The 20,216-nt window shown below is 65.7% G+C and carries 21 protein-coding genes; 16 read left to right on the top strand and 5 right to left on the bottom strand.

What is annotated here, in order from left to right:
* Positions 1-51 precede the first annotated feature (51 nt).
* From FXO23_RS31250 to FXO23_RS31240, 3 genes are all read left to right on the top strand, one after another.
* The gene (locus FXO23_RS31250; protein ID WP_218952197.1) at positions 52-3,123 is read left to right on the top strand and encodes a lantibiotic dehydratase; all 3,072 of its coding nucleotides are present in this window, start codon (positions 52-54) and stop codon (positions 3,121-3,123) included.
* On the top strand, positions 3,120-4,346 hold the full coding sequence (locus FXO23_RS31245; RefSeq protein ID WP_246258097.1) for a lanthionine synthetase C family protein: 1,227 nt from the start codon (positions 3,120-3,122) through the stop codon (positions 4,344-4,346). The genes FXO23_RS31250 and FXO23_RS31245 overlap by 4 nt, the downstream gene beginning before the upstream one ends.
* Positions 4,347-4,426: 80 nt before the next feature.
* The gene (locus tag FXO23_RS31240) at positions 4,427-5,341 is read left to right on the top strand and encodes a thiopeptide-type bacteriocin biosynthesis protein (RefSeq protein ID WP_246258095.1); all 915 of its coding nucleotides are present in this window, start codon (positions 4,427-4,429) and stop codon (positions 5,339-5,341) included.
* A gap of 153 nt (positions 5,342-5,494) precedes the next feature.
* Here FXO23_RS31240 and FXO23_RS52730 read toward each other — a convergent pair whose 3' ends face one another.
* Both FXO23_RS52730 and FXO23_RS31230 read right to left on the bottom strand, forming a co-directional pair.
* The gene (locus FXO23_RS52730) at positions 5,495-5,710 is read right to left on the bottom strand and encodes a DUF397 domain-containing protein (protein ID WP_158889080.1); all 216 of its coding nucleotides are present in this window, start codon (positions 5,708-5,710) and stop codon (positions 5,495-5,497) included.
* Entirely contained in the window at positions 5,710-6,570 is an 861-nt protein-coding gene (locus FXO23_RS31230; RefSeq protein ID WP_158889079.1) for a helix-turn-helix domain-containing protein, read from the bottom strand. The genes FXO23_RS52730 and FXO23_RS31230 overlap by 1 nt, the downstream gene beginning before the upstream one ends.
* A 415-nt stretch (positions 6,571-6,985) precedes the next feature.
* Here FXO23_RS31230 and FXO23_RS31225 point away from each other — a divergent pair, with 415 nt between their 5' ends.
* The 10 genes from FXO23_RS31225 (at position 6,986) to FXO23_RS31185 (ending at position 12,423) form a co-directional block, all read left to right on the top strand.
* Positions 6,986-7,270, top strand: a complete 285-nt coding sequence (locus tag FXO23_RS31225) for a hypothetical protein (RefSeq protein WP_158889078.1) — start codon at positions 6,986-6,988, stop codon at positions 7,268-7,270.
* A 106-nt stretch (positions 7,271-7,376) separates the two neighbouring features.
* Positions 7,377-7,598, top strand: coding sequence for a hypothetical protein (locus FXO23_RS31220; RefSeq protein WP_158889077.1), 222 nt, complete (start codon positions 7,377-7,379; stop codon positions 7,596-7,598).
* Positions 7,599-7,696: 98 nt separating this feature from the next.
* A complete protein-coding gene (locus FXO23_RS31215) occupies positions 7,697-7,927 on the top strand; it encodes a hypothetical protein (RefSeq protein ID WP_158889076.1) in 231 nt (76 codons plus the stop codon).
* Positions 7,924-8,802: an aminoglycoside phosphotransferase family protein gene (locus FXO23_RS31210; RefSeq protein ID WP_158889075.1), complete on the top strand. Its 879-nt coding sequence runs from the start codon at positions 7,924-7,926 to the stop codon at positions 8,800-8,802. The genes FXO23_RS31215 and FXO23_RS31210 overlap by 4 nt, the downstream gene beginning before the upstream one ends.
* Positions 8,803-9,040: 238 nt before the next feature.
* The gene (locus FXO23_RS31205) at positions 9,041-9,940 is read left to right on the top strand and encodes a phosphotransferase (protein ID WP_158889074.1); all 900 of its coding nucleotides are present in this window, start codon (positions 9,041-9,043) and stop codon (positions 9,938-9,940) included.
* The gene (locus tag FXO23_RS31200; protein ID WP_158889073.1) at positions 9,937-10,362 is read left to right on the top strand and encodes a RapZ C-terminal domain-containing protein; all 426 of its coding nucleotides are present in this window, start codon (positions 9,937-9,939) and stop codon (positions 10,360-10,362) included. Before FXO23_RS31205 ends, FXO23_RS31200 begins: the two co-directional genes overlap by 4 nt.
* A gap of 85 nt (positions 10,363-10,447) precedes the next feature.
* A complete protein-coding gene (locus FXO23_RS52330) occupies positions 10,448-10,573 on the top strand; it encodes a hypothetical protein (protein WP_281356636.1) in 126 nt (41 codons plus the stop codon).
* A gap of 2 nt (positions 10,574-10,575) precedes the next feature.
* The gene (locus FXO23_RS31195; protein WP_158889072.1) at positions 10,576-10,773 is read left to right on the top strand and encodes a hypothetical protein; all 198 of its coding nucleotides are present in this window, start codon (positions 10,576-10,578) and stop codon (positions 10,771-10,773) included.
* A 268-nt stretch (positions 10,774-11,041) separates the two neighbouring features.
* Complete coding sequence (locus FXO23_RS31190) at positions 11,042-11,953, top strand: S1 family peptidase (RefSeq protein ID WP_246258090.1); 912 nt, start codon at positions 11,042-11,044, stop codon at positions 11,951-11,953.
* Positions 11,954-12,153: 200 nt separating this feature from the next.
* Positions 12,154-12,423, top strand: a complete 270-nt coding sequence (locus tag FXO23_RS31185; RefSeq protein ID WP_158889071.1) for a hypothetical protein — start codon at positions 12,154-12,156, stop codon at positions 12,421-12,423.
* A gap of 1,017 nt (positions 12,424-13,440) precedes the next feature.
* Here FXO23_RS31185 and FXO23_RS31175 read toward each other — a convergent pair.
* Entirely contained in the window at positions 13,441-13,800 is a 360-nt protein-coding gene (locus FXO23_RS31175) for a zinc finger domain-containing protein (RefSeq protein WP_158889069.1), read from the bottom strand.
* 319 nt (positions 13,801-14,119) lie between these two features.
* Between FXO23_RS31175 and FXO23_RS31170 the strand changes: the two genes are divergently transcribed.
* A complete protein-coding gene (locus FXO23_RS31170) occupies positions 14,120-14,443 on the top strand; it encodes a hypothetical protein (protein WP_158889068.1) in 324 nt (107 codons plus the stop codon).
* 291 nt (positions 14,444-14,734) lie between these two features.
* Here FXO23_RS31170 and FXO23_RS31165 read toward each other — a convergent pair whose 3' ends face one another.
* Positions 14,735-15,361, bottom strand: a complete 627-nt coding sequence (locus tag FXO23_RS31165) for a hypothetical protein (protein WP_158889067.1) — start codon at positions 15,359-15,361, stop codon at positions 14,735-14,737.
* 141 nt (positions 15,362-15,502) lie between these two features.
* Positions 15,503-16,207 carry a hypothetical protein gene (locus FXO23_RS31160; protein WP_158889066.1) on the bottom strand — a complete coding sequence of 235 codons (705 nt, stop codon included), beginning with the start codon at positions 16,205-16,207 and terminating at the stop codon, positions 15,503-15,505.
* A 1,384-nt stretch (positions 16,208-17,591) separates the two neighbouring features.
* Between FXO23_RS31160 and ybiA the strand changes: the two genes are divergently transcribed.
* Positions 17,592-18,491 (top strand): riboflavin biosynthesis intermediates N-glycosidase, encoded by a 900-nt coding sequence (ybiA, locus tag FXO23_RS31155; RefSeq protein ID WP_246258085.1) that lies wholly within the window; start codon positions 17,592-17,594, stop codon positions 18,489-18,491.
* 181 nt (positions 18,492-18,672) lie between these two features.
* Positions 18,673-19,590, top strand: coding sequence for a hypothetical protein (locus tag FXO23_RS31150; RefSeq protein ID WP_158889065.1), 918 nt, complete (start codon positions 18,673-18,675; stop codon positions 19,588-19,590).
* Positions 19,591-20,216 lie beyond the last annotated feature (626 nt).

The raw sequence follows: 20,216 nt of genomic DNA, 5'->3' as shown, positions 1-20,216 counted from the left end.
CGGGGGCGTCGGGCAGTGGGAGCGCGGAAATTCCTCTTCCGGAGCTTGGGTGTGGCGCTGGTCCGGGCGAGCACCGATCCAGGCGGGCTGGACTTGCCCGACACCTTCGACCTTGACGCCGACGGCGTCCCGGGTGAGGTCCGGGGGTGGCTGGCGGGGCTGTGGCGACGCGACGAGGTCCGGGCGGCGCTGCGGGTGGCCAGCCCGGTGCTGTCCCAGCAGATCGAGGCCATCGTGCGCGGCGAAGCGGCCGATGCGCGCCAGGTGCGGCGTGTGCTCGTCACAACCTCGTCCTATCTCCGACGCTGGCAGCGGCGCGCCACCCCGTTCGGCTTGTTCGCTGGGGTGGCCGCCGCGTCGCCGGGCGCTACGGCGGCTCTGCGGTTCGGGTCGGGGCATCGGGTCGCGGCGCGGACGGATGCGCGGTGGCTGGACGCGATCATCGATCGTCTGGAGCGGCGCCCCGATCTGCTGCCGCGGCTGTCCGTGGTCGTCAACGGTGCCGGGTTCCCGCGCGGCGACCGGTTCGTTGTCCCGGCCCGGCCCGATGAACAGCAGCCTCACCGCGGCGCGGCGTTGGATGCCACGATCCGCCGTACCCGGGCTGTGGAAGCGGCATTGGTTGGTGCCGCCGAACCGGTCCGTGCCGCTGCCTTGGCTCAGCGGATCGGGCAGCAGTTCCCCGCTGTCGCGCCCGAGAGAGTCCACGGCTTGTTGGCCGAGTTGGTCTCCAGCGGTGTTCTGCTCACCAGCTTGCGGGCCCCGATGACCACCGTTGATCCCCTGGCCCATCTCGTGACCGAGCTTGAGTCCGCCGGTGTCGAGGACCTTCCCGACCTGGCAGACCTGCTGAAACAGTTCGACGCGATCGGCGAGGAGCTGTCCGGGCCCCGGTTGGGGACGAGTCCGGCCGACTACGGGCCGGCGCTGCAGGGTGCCGCCGCGCGGATGCGCGCGGTGCACGACAGCACGGAGAAAGTGCTCGCCGTGGACCTGGCGTTCGAGGGCGATTTCACCGTGCCCGATGTGGTGCTGCGCGAGGCCGAGGCCGCCGCGACCGCGCTGCTGCGGCTCACGCCCTACCCCTTCGGCGACCCCACGTGGAAGGACTTCCATGCCCGCTTCCTCGACCGCTACGGCACGGGCGCGGTCGTGCCCGTGCGTGACGTGGTCGCTGACTCCGGCCTGGGGTTTCCCGCCGGGTTCCTCGGCGCGCCGCGCCCCCACGCCCCGCGTGTCGTGACCGAACGCGACATCACCTTGCAGGCGTTGATCCAGCACGCTACTGCTGAGGGCCGCGTCGAGATCGCGCTGACCGAGCAGGTCATGCGCGATCTGGCCGTCGGTGACCACACCAGGATGGTCCCGCCCGCACGGGTCGAACTGGCCTTCCACCTCCACGCCGCCTCCGCCGAAGCGTTGGAGCGTGGACGGTTCCAGCTCTGGGTCACCGGGGCCCCGATGCACGCCAACAGCATGGCCGGCCGGTTCGCGCACCTGCTCTCCGATGCGGATCAGCAGCTCCTGGCCGCCACGTACACGCCCAGCGGCGAGCACACCATCGCCGCGCAACTGTCGTTCCCGCCCCGGCGTGTGCACAACGAGAACATCACCCGCGCACCACAACTGCTGCCGCGGGTGATCTCCCTGGCCGAGCACCGCGGCCACGACGAGACGGTGATCCGGCTGGACGATCTGGCGGTGGCCGCCGACGCGGCACAGCTGTCCTTGGTGCGGATCTCGACCGGACAGCGCATCCAGCCGCACGTGCCGCACGCCCTGGAAACGTCGGCGCAGACCCCGCCCCTGGCGCGGTTTCTCGCCGAAGTGGCCTCCGCCCGCTGCGGCGTCTACGGCCCCTTCGGGTTCGGAGTCGCCCGCGAACTGCCGTTCCTGCCCCGCATCCGCCATGGCCGCACCGTGCTCTGCCCAGCCCGATGGCTGCTGAAGACTGCCGATGTCCCAGCCACGACCAGCACAGCGACCTGGGAACACGCGCTGAGCGCGTGGCGCGACCGGTGGCGCGTTCCGGCCGCCGTCGTGCTGTGCGAAGGCGAGCTGCGCCTGCCGCTGGATCTGCACGACAAGCGTGACCAGGCGCTGTTACGCACGCGCCTGGACCGCAACCGCACCGGCCAGGTCGAACTCCGCGAGTCCGGCACGCACGACGAGCTCGCGTGGGCTGGCCGTGCGTGCGAACTGCTCGTCCCGCTGCGTGCCGTCCCGCAACCGGAGGAGCCACCACGCCCGCAGGTGCCGTCACGGCACATCGTGACCTGCTCCGACGTCCTGCTCCCCGGGCGCTCGCCGGTGCTGCGCGCGCACCTGCACGCACACCCGCTGCGCTTCGACGACATCCTCACCGACCACCTGCCCAGCCTGCTCGCCGATGCCGAGAACCGGGTGCGCCGGTGGTGGTTCTGGCGCCACTACGACAGCGCTCGCCCCGACAGTGGCCAGCACCTGGTGCTGTGCTTGCGACTGCGTGCCGCCGAGGAATATGGGCCCGTCGCCGCCCGCCTCGCGGACTGGGCGGCACGGCTGCGCGAGTCCGGCCTGCTCGCGGATCTCAACCTCGGCAGCTACCAGCCACCACAAGGTGTGTATGGACACGGCGCGGCGACCGAGGACTCGGTGGAAGACGTGTTCGCCACCGACTCCGCAGCCGCCCTCGCGCAACTCCGGTGGACGACTCATACCGGGATGCCCAACCAGGCGATCGCCGCAGCGTCCATGGTGGATTTGGCCGCCTCGCTTGCCGCGACTCCGCAGGAAGGGCACCTCCGTCTGCTCGACCTCTTGCCCCAGGAACACGGAAAACTGGACCGTGCACTCGGTGACAGCGCGCTGCAACTGGCCGACGCCGCCGGGGTGCCGCCGCCAGGGAGCTTTCCGGGTGGCCGCGCCGTGCTGAACGCGTGGGACCAGCGGCGGGCCGCGTTCGCCGCATACCGGGACCGGTGCCTGCGGGACCGGGACTCCGCGCTCCTGCTGCGGACCCTGCTGCACGACCACCATCTGCGCGCCGTCAGCGTCGATCCCGGCGCGGAACGCGTCACCCACCGTCTCGCCCGCGCCATCGCCCAGCGCCGCATCGCTCTCAGCCACCGGGGCACATCGTGACCACGCGTACCGTCGGCCAGCCCACCCGCCTCGCCGAAGCCATCGCCGCGAGGCTCGCCACCCCGACGCTCGACGCCGACGACCGGAGCGGACGAGAGCAATCCCTTGCCCATGGGGCTGCCGGGGGTGCCCTGTTGCACATCGAGCGCGCCCTGCTCGGTCTGGGCTCGTGGAGTACTGCCCATGCCTGGGTGGCCACGGCGACCACTCGCGCGGTCAGCGCCGCCGACGACACCGGTCTCTATCTCGGCGCACCGGCGATCTCGTTCATCCTGCATGCCGCGCAAGCCGACCACACTCGCCGCTACGGCCCGGCCCTGAGCGCTCTGGGCACTCACGTCGCCCTGCTCGCCCACCGACGGGTCGACGCCGCGCTCGCGCGCACCGACCGCGGCGACACCGCGACGTTCGCCGAATACGACCTCTTCTCCGGCCTGACCGGAATCGGGCAACTCCTCCTCCAGCACACGCCCGGAAACGACGCGCTCGAACGCATCCTCGACTACCTCGTCCGACTGACCCGGCCCTCCCGCGCCGACCATCAGCAACCGGGGTGGTGGGTCTCCCATCACCCGGATCCCCAGCTGCCCACCCCCGGCGGGCATACGAACCTTGGCCTCGCCCACGGCATCTCCGGAGTTCTGGCTTTCCTCGGCGCCGCACTCCGGCGCGGCACCAGTGTGGACGGGCACGCCGAGGCCATCGCGACGATCTGCGCCCACCTGGACGCCTGGCGCCAAGACGACGAGCCCGGACCCTGGTGGCCGCAATGGATCACCCAGGACGAGCTGCGCACCGGCCGGACGCGGCAGCCTGGCCCGCTGCGGCCCAGCTGGTGTTACGGCACCCCGGGCATCGCCCGCGCGCAACAGATCGCCGCCCTCGCCACCGGCGACACGGCGCGGCAGACGATGGCAGAACACGCGCTGGCCGCGTGCCTGTCCGACCCCGCCCAACTCGCCCACGTCACCGACACCGGCCTCTGCCACGGCTGGTCCGGACTACACCAAACCGCCTGGCGAGCCGCACACGACGCGCTCAGCCCGGAGATCGGCCGACAACTGCCACGTCTCGCCGAATCACTCACCCAGCACGCCGACCATGACCACAACCGCGACACCGGGCTCCTCGATGGCGCCGCAGGCGTCGCCCTCGCCCTCCACACCGCCGCGCGCAACGAACCGCCGATCTCCGGATGGGACGCATGCCTGCTGATCGCCTAACACTCCCCACCGCAGAAGACGCCGACACTGCACACGCCTCGCCCCCCGCACAAATACTCGAGGGCACCATCGTCAAGGTCTTGACCGGCACGCCGCTGGGCGAGGCCGCCCCCATAGCAGGGCTCGACTCCGCAGAGCTGGCCGACGCCGTCGAGGTCTACCGGCAGGCCGGTCTGCGTGCCCTCGCCGAGCACACCACACCGGGCTGGTGGCAAATCTATGTCCGGTTCCCCGACTGGAACCTTGCCGAGCCCACCGTCGCCGAACACCTCGCGCCGCTGCTGCTCCGCGCCGAAACCGGCGGCGTAGTTGCCGCGTGGTGGTTCATGCGCAAACACCCCTGCTGGCGGATCCGGCTCCGACCAGGCCCCGCCGGGCACGCCATGACAACCGACCTCACTGCAGACCTTGACCAACTAGCCGCGGACGGCCTGATCAGTGGCTGGTGGCCCGGCATCTACGAAGCCGAAACAGCCGCCTTCGGCGGCACCCCAGGCATGGACATCGCCCACGACCTGTTCTGCGACGACAGCCGTAGCATCCTCAACCTGCTCTGCAACGCCGAAGCAGCACTCGGCCGCCGCGAGCTGTCGCTACTGCTGTGCAGCATCCTGATGCGCGCGGCCGGACTGGAATGGTACGAACAAGGCGACGTCTGGCACCGCGTCGCCCAGGAGCGGCCCCTGCCCACCGACATCCCAACGGCCAACGTGACCGCGATGGCCGACGACCTCAAGCACCTGATGCTCACCGACACCACACCGAACGGTCCTCTGCTCGGCACCAACGGCCCGCTCGCCTCCATCGCAAGTTGGGCCGAGGCGTACCGCCAAGCCGGCCAAACGCTGGGGTGCGCCGCCCGCGAGGGAACGCTGCAACGGGGACTCCGCGAGATCATCAGCTATCTGGTGATCTTCCACTGGAACCGACTCGGGCTACCCGTCCGAACACAAAGCATCCTCGCAAGAGCGTCCAGCACCGTCATCCTGCAATGACACTTGCACCTCTCAGAGACCCCAATGCAGCACTTTTGCATCTTTCAAGAGGAACGGTCGGCTCTCCGACCAGGCGGATACGAAAAACTGCACATAGAAAGACCCCCAGAAAGAGAGTGTGCGTCCCTCCGGGGGCCTTCCTATTGACCCTGTTTAGCTGTGCAGATAATCAGCCTTTCCAGCCTTGATTCGGTTAAGCAGTGCGCCGAACGCTTCGGACGAGAAATCTAGAATCCCGCCTCGTCGGTTCTTAGTGTCACGAACTAGGGTCTTACCTTGCTCTTCCAGCACAGCTAGTTCGACGCACGCCTGATCATCTGTCCCCCCACCCGTGTAACTACTTGTTCGCCAGGGCAGGCTTTCGCTCATTAACCTTTCACCAATCTACGGTGATGCCGAAACATCTCGGCAGACTTCTTCTCACTTGCTGCCATCTTTGCAAGTTGGTCGAATTGAGCGACCACCTTAACAGCCGAGTCTTTGTCTTCTGTCTCAACACCTCCAAACATATGCTCATGATAGATAAACGGTGGCTTGTTACCACCGAACTCGTGCATGATGACGTTCCCGTTATTGAACGCGTGCATGCCAGCAGAGAACGGAACCACACGAATCGAGATATTCGGCCTCTTCCCAAGCTCAATCAAGCGATCGAACTGAGCAGTCATCACATCAGGGCCACCAACCGTTCGATGCAACACCGCTTCATCCAAGTACGCATTGAACTGCGGCACCTGGTCACCCTCGATAAGAACCTTCTGACGGTCGGACCGGGCCTTCAGTGCTTGGGCGACCAGAGCTTCATCGGTACCCCCAACACCGATCCGGAAAATCTCGCGCGCATACTCCTCGGCTTGCAAGAGACCTGGCACGAGAAGCAGAGTTACCTCCGACATGACCCGCGCATACCTCTCAGACGTGGTCAACGTTGGAAATAGCTTATTTCGACCAGAAACGTTCAGCTTCTCACGCGGCTGCTTAGCCAGCTTCCAAAGTCGTTGCGCTTCCTTTGTGTCCTCGTCGGAAGCTCCGTACAGCAAAAGTAGCGAATTCAGCGCATCCCACGTGCAAAGCGTGTAGCCATTTTCCTGCCTGCTGAGCGTTCCACTCGTTTTGCCGAGCCTTCCGGCCACGTACTCCAGCGTCAGGTCGGCCTGTTCGCGCAGCATCTTCAGATGCTCGCCCATGAGCCGCTTGGGCAATGCCTGAATCGCGTCCACCGTCGCCATGCGGCGAACCTTACCGCCCAAGTGTGCTGGTGACCCCCGTAGGACCGGCCCAGCAGGCGGCAGCTTGCAACTTTCAAAGTTCACTCGTTTGGCGTACTTCTGATTTGCAAGTTTCAAGCGTACGGTCTGAAGCTAGTGATCAACCGCCTACGCACGGTGCGGAGATCACCTTAGCTACAGGTCAACAGGTCCTCGTGTGCGGGGGACCGTGGCCTGTGGTGCGGGCCAAGTGCTGCACAGCGCCGACTCGGAGACACCTACTACGGCCGTCTCCCCCGCGGTAGCGGGTAGGCGTCTCCGTGCAGCACGAGGTCCGCAGGCGGGGGAGGAGCCACGTCCCGCTATCGGCCGTATGCGGTGCCGACGCTCCTCCCCCGTCGCCCCCTGCTGGACGAGACGACGGGATGGGCCCGAGATGGACGAGCGTCAGCAAGAACGGTGGGAACAGCTCGACCCTGTGACGGTTCGACGGGACGAACTGCCCGAGGTGATCACCCTTGCCGATGACAGACGCGCCATCGCCATTCCGGCCGGCGGCTTGCTCCTTCTGGTCTCCTACGACGAGGCCATGAGCACCGCATCGCTGATGCAGCTCAAGGAGTGGCTGAACGAGCTGCAATTTCGGTCTTCCTACCTCGGCCGCTGGATTCAATCCCGCCTGGCCGAGCGGAACAGGCCCCCTCGTCATGCAACCGACTAGGCCGAAAGCTATCTACGCGAAGAACCACTGGTTCACCGAGAAGAAGGGTAAACCGGGATGCACGAAAGCAAAACCTACGAATGGTCGCCCGCGTCCCGGGTGGTTCGTGTGGACCAAGAGAAATTACAACGGCCGCATACGGTACGGCTACGTCGGTCCGTACGAGTGGGACTACAACAGCCGCCAGTTTCCGGTCATCATCGTGAATATCCACACGTACCACTACACGGGGCAAACGTTGATGCTCTCGAAGGACCTTCTCGTCCCGGAATCCGAATGGATCAAAACCGATCCGCCAGAATTGAACACCATCGAGGGGGCTGCTTGAGATATGACGAAGCTATCCGGGCATGCTACCACTGGGGCCGACAGCTCCCTCGGCTTCCTCATGGCGCTGATTATTGGTGGGAAATATCAGGCAGAGACATGGTGGGCTTCTACCTAATACAGCTCACCTACATCAAGAAAAGCCGAATCAGGCAGGAAAGCGATCATGCTTGGTACAACATCCTCCAAGCGAATTGTGCTACTCGCGAGCACGTGTGGCGCATCCTTAATCGGAGAACGCACGACCTCTTCCTGAAAATCGGCATCGAGCGCAAGGACGCCACGGGAAATTCGATCATCCTGCCAGGACAAGAGAAGAGGGAATCATGATCCGACGAGAATGGGAAGCGGTCCCGGAATCCGTGCGTGAAGCGGTCGAGCGCCGAGTCGGAAGCGCGGTGCTCAAGGCTGAATCGGTCGATGGTGGCAGCAACGCGGATCTGGCCGCGTGCCTGACATTCGTGGACGGCCGGAAGTACTTCGCCAAAGGTGTCGTACTTGACCGAGAACTGGCCCCGTTCCACCAGGCTGAGGCCCTTGTCGTCCCGCATCTTCCGCGCACCGTAGCCCCCGGGATCTCCTACGAGGTTCCGTCCGAGGACCGCTGGCGCGTCAGCGTGTTCGACTGGCTGGACGGCCGCCGCGCGGACCTCTCGCCCGGCTCGCCGGATGCCTGGGCCGTCATGCACACCCTCAACGGCCTGCACCGCCGCGGCTACGAACTACCGTTCGTGGCGCACTCCCTTGCCGATGCCTGGAACGCGGAAAGGCCCTGGGAAAAGTTCAAGGTCCCCGAGAACGATCCCGATCCGGTACGGGCGTGGTTCAAGAAGCACCACTTGACATTCAAACAGCTTGAATTGACAGCCATCGACGCGATGGTGGGGTCTCTTCCGGTCCACAATGCCCTGTGCCCGAAGCACATTCTCGTGAACGGCACGGTAAAGTTCGTGGACTGGACCGGCACGTTCAAGGGCTCGGCGGTCGTGGACGTAGCTCGTCTCATCCCTCACCTGATCGTCGCCGGGCACACCCCCGAGTCGGCCGAACAGCTCGCCGACGAGGCCGAGGCATGGTCCAACCTGTCGAACCGGACCAAGACCGCACTGGCAACTTCTATCCTCGGCCTGCATCTGCATCGTGGTCATTCTGTCGAGATCACCGATGCCACAGTCGAGTGGGCACAGTACCGATTCAATTCCTGAAAGGCTCAGCCGGTTGGGTGCGGACGCGGCAACCCCGACACCCCTCGCCCAACCGGCTTCCCCAACCGATGAAGTCCGATTACCTCCGTACCCCGCAGGACGCCAAGAGGAATTTCCGAGCAAAGGGCCTGATGCCGCAAAGCTCAGTAGGGATTAGAGGGTGCTCGCCTCGCGACGTCATTCTTGAGCGAGACCACAAACTAAACGATCACACGATGCGCTTGCAAGAAAGGAAGTCATGGGGTTCCCGAAAATGGATTGGTTCGCACTGCCGCAGCCAATCCAGCAGGTATTCATGGACAGATTCGGTGCACCTACCGCGTTCGAGCCGACGGGCGACGGCCGTTCGCCGTTGCTGGGGACTCTACATCTGCCGCACGGCAAGCGCCTGTTCGTGAAGGGCCTCCCCGAGGTCCACGATCAGGTCGATAGATTGGATCTGGAGCGCCGGATCAACCCGTTCGTGCGGCGTGTGACTCCTGGCTATCGCTCCCGGATCGTCCGCGCCGGTTGGAATATCCTTCTCTTCGATTACATCAGTGATGCGCGCTACCCGCTTTTCACGCAAGCGAAGGACATGCGCCGAATCCTGCGCTCTGTTCGGAAAATTCCCACTCTCAAGTGCAAGCGAAGCATCCTCCCCACCGCGACCGACCGGTGGAGGGACTTCGTTCGGTACCCCTCGGACCCTGATCTGCTGGACGGTGATGTCCTACTCCACACTGACTTCTACTGGAAGAACTTTCTCCTTCGAGAGGGCCTGGTCTACGTGCTCGATTGGGCCACGGCCTGCCGGGGTGCGGCCTTCATCGAAGCGGCGATGCTGCTCAACCGCTGTATCGAGTACGGCCTGACGATCGAGAGCGCCGAAGCCGCCGTAGCCAAGCTGCCCGCGTGGGAGGCCGCCACCGACGCGGCCGTCGATGCCTTCACCTGGGCCAACCTAAACCGGTGGCATGCGCTCCTGGCGGATCTGGACGTGAAGCGTCATAGGGTCATGTATCGGGTGGCCTACGAGTACGCGACCTACCGGCTGGGCGCCCACTTGGTCGCCGGGAGCTTCCCTCCACCTCGTGCGACGGATGACCCCCGTAACGACCAATCACCCGCGCTCACGTCCGCTGAGGTGACGATGTGAACCGCCTTCCTCCGCTCGTCGTCATCCACAGCTTCGGCTTCAAGTATCGGCCAGCCCCGCCCGCGCACTACATGTTGGACGCGCGCTGGATTCGGAACCCCTTCAAGACCGCTGAGTTACGGGATCTCTCCGGCTTGGACCAGCCCGTGCAGCACTACGTCTTGACCTTTCAGGACGCGCAGAAGTGGGCCACGCGGACAGCCAGGGAGATCGGAAAGGACGTCGCCCGCTATCGCCGGCTTCCCGGACCCCACTTCGTCAAGCTCGTCGTCGGTTGCGCCGGCGGCCATGATCGGAGTGTGGCTATCGCCGAGTGGATGTCAAAGCGGATTTCCCTGTTGTACAACGTGGACACGTACGTGCGGCACCTCGATATCCATCACCGGGGCCGGACGGACAAGGGCATCGGGGTTCCAGCGTGATCGACTGGGCATGGGTGTGGGTGTACTCAGGACTGAGTGCGGTGATCATGCTGGGCGTCATCGCGTGGATCAAGGTCGGTAAGAAATGAAGAAAGCAATCTGGCTTGGAATCGCGTTCCTGCTCCTGGCTGCCGTCATTGCCACCATGATCCGCAAGCCGCGCAACAAGCGGTGGCTTGAAAGCTCCCTCTGGTTCCAGGACCGGTTCTGATCATGACCGAAACCTACTGGTCCGGCGTGCCGTTAGACATCATGCTCGGGCTCGTGTTCTTGGCCGCGGCCGTATCAGTGATCGTGGGACACCGGCAACGCAAGAAGTACCCCCATCGACCGCAGCGCGCGATCGGGCACGCCTTGGTCCTTTTCGGCGTACTCGCCCTCATCTTCGGAATTCCACTGCTGTTCGACTAACAACCTTCCATGACTGCGGTGACCGTTCCTTGCTCGCCGAGGCCGACAACGCCGCCGCAGTACATCCCTCAACCCCCACGACTACGACTCGTGCGGTAACGCCCTCCGCGCCACCCGCCCGGAGGGTCAGGTTGGCGCGCCACCTCAACGCGGTACCCGCCGGGCAGAACCCCAAGGCCGTGAGCCGTACGGCGCGCCAGCCCACATCGGCAGCACATCGTCCGAAGTAGACAAACGTGCAACAGAGCGAAAAGAGGAAAGAAGTCCCGTGAAGAGAAAGACCTTGCTGTTGGGCGCGGCCATGGCCGCCGTCACCACCGTTGCAGCCGGTGTCACCGCGCTCGCCGCGGACGGCTCACCGGCGCAGGTGCAGCCCTACATCATCGGCGGCCATCCGGCCGCTGCCGCGCCGCCCGGGATCACCTCGCTGCAGTACGACGCGGCCAGCCACGGCGAGAAGTACATCGACTACCACACCTGCGGTGGCGCGCTGGTGTTCCGCGGCTGGGTCGTCACGGCCGCGCACTGCGTCACCGACCCGCCCGCCGGATCCCCCGTCGCGCACCAGGTTTTCGGCTGGACCGCGCCCCCAATCCCCACCGCCGACAAGAAGTTCAAGGTCCGCGTCGGCGGCACCAACCGGACCCAAGGTGGGGAGACCGCGTGGGTCACCAAGATCGTGGTGCACCCCGACTGGAACTGGGCTCAGGACCCGCCGAAGAAGCCGGGAGCCCCCGAGAAGAGGCCGGTCTCCGACATCGCCATGCTCAAGCTGGACCACCTGCTCCAGCAGCCCACCGTGCAGCTGGCCCGCACCCCAGCCCGACCCGGCGACAAGATCAGCCTCTACGGCTGGGGTGAGACCGAACCCGACAGCAACAGCACCACGCTGCCCATCCAGCTCCAGCAACTCGACACCTCGGTGACCGCTCCCTCCCGCTGCGCCGAATCCTCCATGTCGGCCGGGGAGATCTGCACCGACAACCCCAGCGGCACGGACGGCTCGTGCTACGGCGACTCCGGCGGCCCCGCCTACAAGAACATCAACGGCGTGCTCCAGCTCGTGGGCGGCGCCAGCCGTAACGCCGACCAGCAATGCGGCCTCTCGCCGAACGTCTACACCAGCCAGCCCGACTTCCGGGAATTCATCTACCAGGTCGCCCGCACCGGCAGCGCCTGACCGCGGCCCGAGGCGCTGGGCCGCGACCACACGGCCCAGCGCCTCGGCGTTGACGCGTTCAGCATCTGCCTCACCGTCGCCGACCTGTCCGCCGGCCAGGGTCTCGGCGACCTCGGCGCACTGTTCGACCACCCCCGACCCACAGAACCGCAATGACTGCGCACACCCACCACCGAAATCCAACCGAGGAGTGGAAGGCCGTGACCATCTACCACCCTGGCCTGGAAGAAGCCGCGAAAGCGCTCTACCGCACCAGGAACACCGCTCCAGGAAACTGGGACCACCAGCCGCCCCACGTTCAGGACCCGGTGCGGCGCGAAGCGACGTCCACCGTTCACGGCTACCTGCTGTGGCTCAGCCGCCAATCCGATAGCGGCCCCCGCCCCGACCCGGGCATGGCAGCCACCCCTGCCGGGCGGGACCCGGTGCGCGAAGGATTCGCCCGCATCACCCAACCCATATATCGATAACCGGAAAAGTTGCCGAAGGAGGACGACCCGCGCCGACACGAGCGAGCCCGCTAGGAGCCCGAGGCGGCTCGGAATCTCACTCGTGAGCAGCGAGGTGCCCTCGCCCGGTTGATGAGCCATCCAGGGGCACCGTGATCACGCAATTACTGCAGGTCAGACACCATGTCGAAGTTGCCAGCTTGATCGAACATGTGTTCCAATGCTGGCACTGGTGCTGTCGCCCGGAGGGGAAGTCCGAAGGCGACACAGCGCGGTCGGGGGCGTCCGTCGAACGCGTCCTCGACCGGCACCAGGCCATCCACCAGCAGGGAGCTTGCGATGCCGATTGCGACTCAAACCCATGGATGAGCCATCGCAAGTGGATACCCGTAGCGCCCTCAACCCCGATGACGTGGCGTGGTGCGTCGATATGCAGCACGCCGGCCACTGGTCCGCCATCGGCGTCTGGTACGCCCCCTGGCCCGGGAGGCAGCGGTTCGACGCGAACGGTGTTGACCTCCTGCGCCGTTGGTGCGCCTCACGCCCCTTCCCCGCAGGAACCTACCGGCTCACCGTCCTCACCGTGTTCGGCGAGTGGCGCACGCTCGGCGAGGCAACCGCCGCACTACCGGCGAGCTCTCACGCCGTCGCCGACCCATGAATGATCTTCCCTATCGGCCCGCACGCAGACCTAGGGCCCGCCGCAGACCACTCCCCGGCGAAGAGCTAACGCCAGCCGAACTCACGCAGATGACCTTGTAGGACTGACCGACTGATGTCGCAGGACGAACCCCGAGGGGCCCGGGAAGCGGTGCCCTCCCCTGCGACCGCCTCCCGGGCCGAGCGGTGTGAACCGGCTGGGGGTCTGCCGGACTACCGCTCCGAAGGCCCCACGCGATCCCTCCCGACTGGACCACGTTAGTTGACCTTCTAAGACCAATATGCCTCCATGTGGCAAGATAGTCAACTTTTGTTTCCGATTTATGGGCTTCGTCGCGCGGACCGGTACTGCAGCGGATCGTGCAGTTGGACCCGCGGTCACGAACTCGACACGTCGAGGCGACTCTGATGCACCGAAGCACGCGGACCGCGGCGGCCGCGGCACGGCTCGGATGGTCCGGCACCGCAGGTGGGGCACGCATGCTCGTGCGCTTTCGCACGGCGGCCCTGGCGCGGTTGCACGTCTGGAGCAACGGCGGGCAGTTCCGGCCACGGGGCGTCGTCCGCTAGTTCCTCAAGCTGCTTGCCAGCCCACGCGAACAGCGAGGCCCGCGACTTGCTGGGGTAGACCGACTCCAGTTCGTCGGCGCGGGCGTTGAGCACGCGCCGACGAGCCTGCGCCCGGATCCACGTGACCGGCCTGGCGTCACCTTCCTGGATCCACTCGTCCACGAACATCCGGATCTGCTAATGCGGCCCCACCTCAGATACCTTGCGGTAGCTGGTCATGTGCATATTGTTACCACTGGGGCCAGTCGGCCCGCGTTCAGGCGCGCGACACGATCCGGCGATCTGGTCTGCCGCAGCTGCGCCGAGCACCTTCGGATTTCGAGCCCCGTCTAGCGTCTAAGGCTCGGCGCCGATCCCTTCGGCGACGCCCTGTGTCGGCGCTCACGAATTACGTGAGCGCCGACAGCCCTGGTAGCACACAGTCAGATTCGACCACGCGTCAGTGACGTTATGTAGCATCCGGCGAGGCTGGGGCGATCACCCCAGCATGGGCGACCATGGCACTTTCAACGACCCCGTGGTCGACGCCGCCCTGAAGCTCTGGCGGGCAGACATCGACGAGGAACCGTACGGGCCCGAACTGGAACCGCACGCGCTCTACGAGCGATGGCTCAACCCGCCACCGCCACCTCCACAACCGGATTCGCGGCTGCTGGCCATCCCCGTGCCGACGGTGGGCGAGGCCGTCGACCAAGCGATAGCCGAAGGCGGTGCCTGGATCCCCGACGAACTCTGGCCGCATCCGCCGCGGCTGGGCCTGGGCGACCGGGAGAAGTGGACCGACGGGACCGACATCTGCTGGTACGCCTGAACGCCCCTCCCGCCAGCCAAGTCTCACCGGCATCGACACCAGGCGACGCGCCGATGACCATCGCCAACGGCCCGCCGGCCCGCCAGGCTCGTGCGGACATCACGCCAACTTTTCAGCGTAACCGGGGTTTAGGGCTTTAACGGGGCGGTCCTGTACCGCTGCCCCTCGGACCCCACTCGTCGACATGCTGGCTCGAGGCGGCGTCAGGTCAAAGGACGGGCGACCGTTCCCGCCGGGCGTGTGGTGGCCAAAGACCTGCCAGCCGCCTTCGATGTCGTGCTCTTTTCCGGACTAAGCAAGTGTTGTTTCGGGTAGGAGTGTGAGGTCGTCGCGGACCGCGCGGAGCACGGCGGCATCGCGCTGCTGCTGGCCACAGTCTTCGCCGCACGGGCAGCTGGTCCAGTGCTGTTGCTGGAGGTTGTCGCGGAAGACGCTGAGGGCGGATTGGGTCCAGGCGAGGATGTTGCCGCCGACGGTCACCATGAGGCTGTCGGCTGGGGGCGAGGTGAGCGCGAGGCCGAGGCCGGTGACGGCCTCGCTGGCTTCTTTCGCGTTGAACCTGCAGGTGGGATCGTTGGCGCCGTCGTTGACCGTGTAGTAGAGCTGGGCCTGGCCCAGCGCGGCGATCAGCCGGCCGACGGCGTGCAGTGGTAGTTCCTGGTCGGGTTCGGCGTCGATGTGGGCGTCGCGTTCCTGGATTTGCCGGTAGGTCTGGCGGGCCATGTCCCGGCCCCAGTCGTCGGGCATGTAGTTGCGCAGCACGGTCGCTTCGGTGACGCCGAGCTGCACGGCGATGGCCCGGATACGTTCGTGCAGCTCGGTCGCCACGACTTCGGGGTCGATGGTGCCGCCGAGGTCCGCGGTGGTGGTGACGAAGTCCTCCACCAGCGCCCTGAACTTCTTTTCGTTGCCGGTCACCCCTGGAGCCACTGCCGTGTCCCTTCGGTTGTGGTGACGACCGCCGTCGCGGATCGCCCATGGTGGCGCCAGTGTTGCACCAGATCGCCGCAGCCTTTCAGGCCGGGCGACCTGCATTGGACGATGGCGCGGTGCCCGGGGTTACTGCGCGGGCGCGGGATGGTGATGGCTGCCTTCGATGTCGCGGGCGGCTTGGGTGGGGGTGCGGACTTCCACGGCGTGCGGGGCGCAGCCGTTGGCTTTCAACCACCGTGCAACGAGCTCCGGGGCGGGTTCGGCGGGGCGCCTGCCCCAGCGGTAGTCCATGGAGTGGTCGATGTCCCAGATGCTGCAGCGGAACCACGAGTCGTCTTGCCAGTCGTAGGAGTCGTCGCGGTGGAGCTGGGCGAACCAGCGAGTGAGAACGCGGCGGGCGTAATCGGCTGGGCCGAGGTCGTGGACCTGCTCAACACCGGCAGTCGGGCGGTCGTCCGTGCTGCTGCTCTCTACCCAGGTGTCGCCGTTGTGGCTGTCGTCGATGAGGTACGCGTATCGGGTGGTGTGCTGGGTGTGTTCGCCGCTGGCCAGCGCCGTGTCACTGGCGGGGTTCCACCCGGCTTCGGCCAGCCGGTAGAGGTCCGGGTCGCTGGGGGTGCAGACGGCGTCCTGTATCACCCTGCCGACCCGGTGCAGATCCTCGACCAGGTTGTAGGCGATGTCGAAGTCGCGACGGCGCAGTTGTGCCGCGGTCAGCAGCAGCCAGGCGTCCCCGCGCGGCATGGTCAGGGTGATCGGTGGCTCGCTGCGCCAGCGTCGTTGGGCATCGGCCAGCGTGCTGGCGGGGTCTGGTGCGTCGTTCGTAGTCACAGCTGGTGATGTTGCCGTCTTTCTCGTGCGTGTGAAGGTCGACGCCGCCCGGTTGGCCACGTGAAGGTGACGAACAGAACCCGAACGTGTGTCCGCAGAGTGTGTGAGTTTCATGGGTTGACGATGATCGGCAAGCCGAGCTTGACCCGGCCGGTGGGCTGCCGGTCGCGCACGCGGTCGAGGCTGACCGTCCATTTTGATCAGTGATCGCGCTCGCCGCGCACCGCGTGCGTTACCGAAGTGCCTCGTTTTGGTTGCGTGATCTCGGACCACCGCTGCGTGGACGCGCTGACGCGACCAGGCCAGCGGCGACGCCGTCAAGGCGCTGTCCGGCCTGCACCGTCGCTGTCCGATCGCAGCCTTGACTGCGCGCCGCATTGGCCTGGTGAAGTCGCGGGCGTCCACGCCGCGGTCGGGCCTCGGCGACGACATCGAGTCTCCGGAGCTCCGGTAACGGAGGAGGTGTAATGCATCGAGTTATCCAATGGTCTGGAGGAATAGGCTCCTGGGCGAGCGCGGAGATCGTTGTTCGACGTTACCCCAATGATGCTATTACTCTATTATTCGCAGATGTTTTGATCGAAGACGAGGACCTTTATAGATTCAATGACGAGGCTTCTGCCCGGCTCGGGATACCGATCACGAGAGTGTGCGACGGCCGTAAGCCTTTCGAGTTGTTCTGGCAGCAGCATTTTCTCGGGAATGCTCGACTTGCTCCATGTTCCAAGGTGTTGAAGCAGAAGCCCTGTCGCGCTTGGCTCAAGCAGAACGCCGACCCACGCGACACCGTCTTGTATGTCGGCCTCGAAGCTACCGAACAACGTCGAATCCCGGGAGTCGTAGGCGGCTGGAAGCCGTGGCACGTCGAATTTCCTCTGATGAGGCATCCGCTGTTGAGCAAGGAGGATCTGCTTGCATGGTGCCGGAGGGTCGGTCTCACGCCACCTCGGCTGTACAGTTCAGGATTCTTACACAATAATTGCGCCGGACTCTGCGTGCGAGGTGGGCACGAGCACTGGCGGAATCTACTTCGGGTGTTTCCGGATCGGTTCGCGTGGTACGAGCGCCAAGAGGAAGATTTTCGGGCAGTTCACGGGGATTTCGCGATTCTCAAGGAAACCCGCAATGGCCAGGGGCGTCCGCTGCCGTTGTCAGAATTGCGCAGGCGTGAGGAAGCACGCGGTGCAGTGCCGGTCTCGACACGTCGTCGTCTTTCAGGGACCGCACTGTCACGGGGGCGACCTCTCGGTGTCGGCGCTACCGCTTCGCGGCCGGCTGTGCGCACCTCTCGATAGCTAGTCCCCTACCTATCCCAGACCTAAGCGGTTCAGCGCGGCCGTCGGCACCGAAACCTGCCACCGCACTACATTGAAGGAGGCACCTCGTGTCCTCGTATCAGCCTACTTCCCTCGATGACGAACTCCGTACCCTTCCGCGTGACCTCAACCGGTATACGCTGGCCGATCTTGTCTGGCGTGGCGCGAAGCCGCGGTACCTGCCGTTCTGGGGTGCACGGTCCCGACCCACCGACGCGCTTGACCTCGGCTGCCTGAGCCAATGGAAGCACAGCCCGTTCACCGTGGACGGCATCGCTTATGCCACGGCTGAGCATTACATGATGGCCGCGAAGGCCCGGCTGTTTGGCGACACCGCGTCCGAAGCTCGGATACTGCGGGCATCGCACCCCCGCATTGCGAAGTCGTTGGGCCGCAGCGTTTCCGGGTTTGATCAAGCCCTCTGGCGGCGCCACCGTCTCGACATCGTCACTGCGGGCAACCTCGCGAAGTTCCTGGCTCACGACCACTGCCGGGACGTTCTCCTGTCTACACAGGACGCGGTCCTGGTGGAGGCGTCGCCCTACGATCAGGTGTGGGGTGTCGCGTTGTCCGCGGACGATCCGCGGATCACTGACCCCAACCTGTGGCGTGGCGATAATCTGCTCGGTTTCGCCCTCATGCGGGTCCGCTCCATCTTCAAGGAACGTCATGACCTGCACGACACACCTGTCACCGACTTCCTGGCCAATGGACGCACCAACCAGCCAGCGGCAGTCGCCGGAGCCCATCCCTTCAGGGAAGTACAAAGGCGCGGCCTGCAGCGCGGTCTGTCCCCAGCGCGGGCAGCCTCGCTTGCTGCGTTCGCCGTCGAGTACTGGCCAGGCGAGCCCGCCTACTGCCTTCTGAATTGGTGGGATCGCTCGCTGTGGGCTGACTTCCGCCGTTCACCGCGCGGGCAGTTCTGGCGTGACTACTACGACAGCTATTACCGCGCATCCGGGTCCTGACTCCCCCGTGCCACACCACCACCTTGCACGGTAATCACCGCTCCACTACCGGCGCATGCTGTCTCCGCGATCACCGGCCACGGTGCTGGCCTCTACCAGCACCGTGCGTCCGGTAGGCGTCGCTGCCCTGCGGCCACCCGTATCCAAACCTCCCGCTGGCCCACCAGATCAGGAGTTCGCTATGAACAACGCCGCTTCGAACGATCATGTCCAGTCCGGTGATCGGCTCGTTCTGTGGCCACACACCGGTATCCAGGCCCCGACCACACTCGCCTACCGCAACCGCACCGAGCTCGAGCACGGCCGCGGAGTCGCCTTTCGTGCTGAGCTCCACCATCCCCATTTGGGCATGATCGGATGGTTGGAGAACGAGGGGGTGGGCGGCGCCACCCGCTTCGCGCCGAATGACCTCGATCGATTCGGGTGGCGCGAGATGAACGCCTACGTCGGCCAGTGCCGCATCGATGGTGACCCGCTGCCGTTGGGGACCGAGCAGCTGCTCGACGCAGTCATGACCGAGCAGGACATTGCAGACGAAGTCGTCCGGATGCGCAAGGAACACACCATGCTGGTCCGTGAATTTGCCGAGGAGACTCCCGGGGGCCTGGGGGCTCATCGTGGTGCCGTGATCGTCCTCAACACGATCGCGCACACCCGCCCCGCCCGCGAAAGCGTTGTCGCCGAGCTTGACGATGACACCGACACGCGTCGGCATTTCGACGGCATCTGGCAGATGTACGACGGCCGCCAATGGCGCCCTTTCCTGGCCGAGCAGAAGGTCACCAGCGATGAAATGCGAGCACGGATTGCTGCGATCCAGGCCGCGTATGAGGCGGCGGGACGCCCGCCGTATTTCGGCCGCTTCGGTCCCGTAGACGGCATGCATATCACCGGGCCGGTCCGCGCGTTCCGAACAGCCCCCCATTTCCTGCTGTGCGGCGACGAGCGTCCTGTCCACGGCCACATGTGGTGCCAGTGCGGTGTCGGCTCGCGGGCCAAGCTGGCCCAGTTCGAGCGCTGGGATGTCCAGGACGGGCTGATCGGCTCCGGCTGGGTGCACGCCGCCAAGAAATGCCGCGCGGTGGTGACCGTCGACTGACGTCACTACCTCACCGCCAGACCAGTCCGAGCCGAACGGGCCGCCTCCACCGTGCAGGGACGGCCCGTTCCCGCGCTCTCGCCTCGAGTTCTCGCCTCCCACCCAGATACTCGGCTGCACAGGAAGGTCACCAGCATGTCGAAGCCTCCGGTTACCCGGACACAGCCCGTTGCCCCACCGCGATTTACCCGTGAGGTCGAAGAGATGCTCGCACGCGGTGTACTGATCGATCTTGCGGGTCGTCCCTTGGTATCGCGGGACTGCCCAACTTGCGGACTGAGCACACTCGGCGAAACATGCCCTGCCACGGTTGCCTGCCCGCACTGTCATGTGCCTGCTGGGCGCCTGCGCTGTGTTCGGCCGTCCGAACACGACTGTGCTTGGCATCAAGCGCGAGTGGATCACGCCGCAGAGGTCGATCGGCAGCGGCAACGTCGCGGCGACCCTACCGTGCCCGCGCCCTGGCCAGAATCGCCAACTCGCTCCCAGGCACGTCGCCGCACCTCGGCCCCGCTGGCGGTGAACGGGCTTTGGTAGCGGACCGACACGCGCACGGGCTCCGGGGCACATAGCTCCAGGCAGGGCTGTCGTGGCGTTGAGGACGACGCCGTCCCCGCCACACCGCT

Origin of the sequence: Amycolatopsis anabasis (genome assembly GCF_009765355.1) — a bacterium.
Lineage (GTDB): Bacteria > Actinomycetota > Actinomycetes > Mycobacteriales > Pseudonocardiaceae > Amycolatopsis > Amycolatopsis anabasis.
This window is presented reverse-complemented; position numbering and strand designations above follow the sequence as displayed.

Bases quoted from the DNA above. Each gene is read 5' to 3' on its own strand.
- FXO23_RS31225 (WP_158889078.1), top strand. From the start codon at position 6,986: ATGGACGAGCGTCAGCAAGAACGGTGGGAACAGCTCGACCCTGTGACG.
- FXO23_RS31195 (WP_158889072.1), top strand. From the start codon at position 10,576: ATGACCGAAACCTACTGGTCCGGCGTGCCGTTAGACATCATGCTCGGG.
- FXO23_RS52730 (WP_158889080.1), bottom strand. From the start codon at position 5,710: ATGAGCGAAAGCCTGCCCTGGCGAACAAGTAGTTACACGGGTGGGGGG.
- FXO23_RS31150 (WP_158889065.1), top strand. From the start codon at position 18,673: ATGAACAACGCCGCTTCGAACGATCATGTCCAGTCCGGTGATCGGCTC.
- FXO23_RS31175 (WP_158889069.1), bottom strand. From the start codon at position 13,800: ATGTTCGTGGACGAGTGGATCCAGGAAGGTGACGCCAGGCCGGTCACG.
- FXO23_RS31210 (WP_158889075.1), top strand. From the start codon at position 7,924: ATGATCCGACGAGAATGGGAAGCGGTCCCGGAATCCGTGCGTGAAGCG.
- FXO23_RS31205 (WP_158889074.1), top strand. From the start codon at position 9,041: ATGGGGTTCCCGAAAATGGATTGGTTCGCACTGCCGCAGCCAATCCAG.
- FXO23_RS31170 (WP_158889068.1), top strand. From the start codon at position 14,120: ATGGGCGACCATGGCACTTTCAACGACCCCGTGGTCGACGCCGCCCTG.
- FXO23_RS31215 (WP_158889076.1), top strand. From the start codon at position 7,697: ATGGTGGGCTTCTACCTAATACAGCTCACCTACATCAAGAAAAGCCGA.
- FXO23_RS52330 (WP_281356636.1), top strand. From the start codon at position 10,448: ATGAAGAAAGCAATCTGGCTTGGAATCGCGTTCCTGCTCCTGGCTGCC.
- FXO23_RS31230 (WP_158889079.1), bottom strand. From the start codon at position 6,570: ATGGCGACGGTGGACGCGATTCAGGCATTGCCCAAGCGGCTCATGGGC.